This is a genomic window from Amycolatopsis sp. NPDC051716 (assembly GCF_040681595.1).
GTDB lineage: Bacteria > Actinomycetota > Actinomycetes > Mycobacteriales > Pseudonocardiaceae > Amycolatopsis.
Genome location: NZ_JBFAZA010000096.1, coordinates 1 through 2,256 on the forward strand (window position 1 = coordinate 1; position 2,256 = coordinate 2,256).

The window sequence follows — 2,256 nt, forward strand, 5'->3', positions numbered from 1 at the left end:
TTGCTTCATTAGCTTCTGTACCAGTTTTAACCCGACTTTTTCCCCTTGTTTAAGTAGAAGATGATGAATTTTAGTAGCACCATAGATTCCTCGGTTAGCATTGAAGAGTTGAGAAATTTTGAGTGACAGGTATTGTCTCCTTAATTGAGTTTTAGATGGATGTCGGTTAATCCGTTCATAATAACTTGATTCAGGAACATCAAGGAGTTGACAGCTTAGTCTGACATTGAGTGCTAAAGTTTGTATGGTTTGAGCCATATCCGCAGCACTCACTTCTTTTTCTCGGCGAATATGGTCAATACTTTTTTTAAGATGTCTCGTTCTTCCTTAACTTTAGCCAGTTGTCTTTTTAATTCTAGAAAATCAGCTTTAGAGACGGAGCTTTCATTAGATTTAGAGTAGAGGTCTATCCATTTATAAATTGTTGCAGGGGCCACGTCGTATTCTTTAGACAGCTGGGTGACGGATTGACCAGAATGATAGAAGGCGATAAGGGTTTCTTTAAATTCTTTTGAGTAGCGTTTTTTCATGTTTTTGTCCTTTGTCTAAATTATACAATAGTGACTCTAAGATTTAAGGATAACATCATTAAATATGGTATAATTTAAGGTATATAATATGTATGTGGAGATACCATGAATCAAAAAAAGAGGCGTCATTATCGTAAGAAAAAACACACAGTACTAAAAGTTATTTCAATTATTTTTGTATTAGTAATTATCGCTGTTGCTTCTATAGCCTACGTAGCTTATAGAAATGTTGAATCAACCTTTTCAACATCATATGAAAATTTCCCTAAAACAACAAGTATCGACTTAAAAAAGTCTAAAACATTCACCACACTTATCATTGTAATTGGTAAAAATAATTCTAAAAATACAGCTTATGCTACTGTTTTAGCTTCAACGAATATAAAGACAAATCAAACTACTTTCATGAACTTCCCAGTTTTTGCGACAATGCCTAATCAAAAAACAATCACTGAAGTTTACAATACGAATGGAGATGATGGAATTTTCCAGATGGTTAAAGACCTATTGAATGTGTCCATTAACAAAGTAATTCAGATCGATGTTAATAAAATGGGATCACTTGTACAGGCCACTGGTGGAATCACCATGCAAAATCCAAAGGCATTCAATGCTGAAGGTTATGAGTTTAAACAAGGAACTGTTAATTTACAAACTGCTGATCAAGTCCAAGCCTATATGACACAAATTGACGATACTGATTTGGATGCTTCAATCACTCGGATTCAAAATGTCTCAATGGAACTCTACGGAAATATTCAAAAAATTGCTCATATGAAAAAACTTGAAAGTTTCAATTACTATCGAGAAATTCTCTATGCTTTTTCAAACACTGTTAAAACCAATATAAGTTTCAATGATGCTAAAACGATCGTTATGAGCTACAATAAGGCTCTAAAGAATACCAGCAAGCTCAATCTACATACAACAGATGAAAATGGAGCTAAGGTCGTTTCTCAAACAGAATTAGACTCAGTCAAAACCCTTTTTGATAAATCTCTAAAATAAAAGAACCAAGAGGTTCTTTTATTTTTATTTCATCACAATATAATCCGGTACGGCTCGATCATCTTGACTAGGAACAATCGTTTTACCATTGACAGATAGTTGACTTGAACCACCACTATCAAGTAATAACATATTTTGGAGCTTCAAATTTGACACTGATTTCATTATATTATCATAACCTGCATTTGTATCACTCAAAATAGCATAGAGATTATTATCTTTATCATTCGCAATAAAAATATGGATCTTCCAATCTACTGAGCCATCACTTGGTTGAATTTTACCATCACGGATAATTGCAGTACCAAAATCATAGGCTTGTTGCCCTCCGTTTTTAATAATAGTTGAAGCAGGTGTATTTGAATCATAAATTTTGCACGAACCATCTTTGTTAATAACAAAAGCATATTGAGTCGTTGTACCTGGGCTCCAGTCTTGAATCAACTTTCCATTATTAATTTGAAATCCAGCTACTTGTCCTGTCTGCATATCAAAAGCGGAAGCATTCATAATCAAAGTATTAGGATACTTAGCTATAACTTCTGACATTTTCATCCGTTGATCCGTACGATCGGTAACTGTTTTTAAGACTTCCGGATTGTTAATTCGATAAATAGTGATATTATTCGTAGATAAATCATCGAGACGACCGGCTACACCGGTGACGCCATCGCGCGTTCGCTGGTCACGGGCGGCACGCGGTCGATCGGGATGGCGA

2 protein-coding genes and 1 pseudogene are annotated in these 2,256 nt (G+C 34.8%); 1 reads left to right on the forward strand and 2 read right to left on the reverse strand.

Features of this window, described 5'->3' with window-relative positions:
• Window positions 1-530 (reverse strand): annotated as a pseudogene (locus AB0M30_RS47610) (IS3-like element IS981 family transposase); the annotation flags it as partial.
• 105 nt (window positions 531-635) lie between these two features.
• Between AB0M30_RS47610 and AB0M30_RS47615 the strand changes: the two are divergent.
• On the forward strand, window positions 636-1,538 hold the full coding sequence (locus AB0M30_RS47615) for an LCP family protein (RefSeq protein WP_300884056.1): 903 nt from the start codon (window positions 636-638) through the stop codon (window positions 1,536-1,538).
• 24 nt (window positions 1,539-1,562) lie between these two features.
• Here the strand turns inward: AB0M30_RS47615 and AB0M30_RS47620 are convergent, their stop codons facing one another.
• Entirely contained in the window at window positions 1,563-2,093 is a 531-nt protein-coding gene (locus AB0M30_RS47620; RefSeq protein ID WP_364599306.1) for a phosphodiester glycosidase family protein, read from the reverse strand.
• Window positions 2,094-2,256 lie beyond the last annotated feature (163 nt).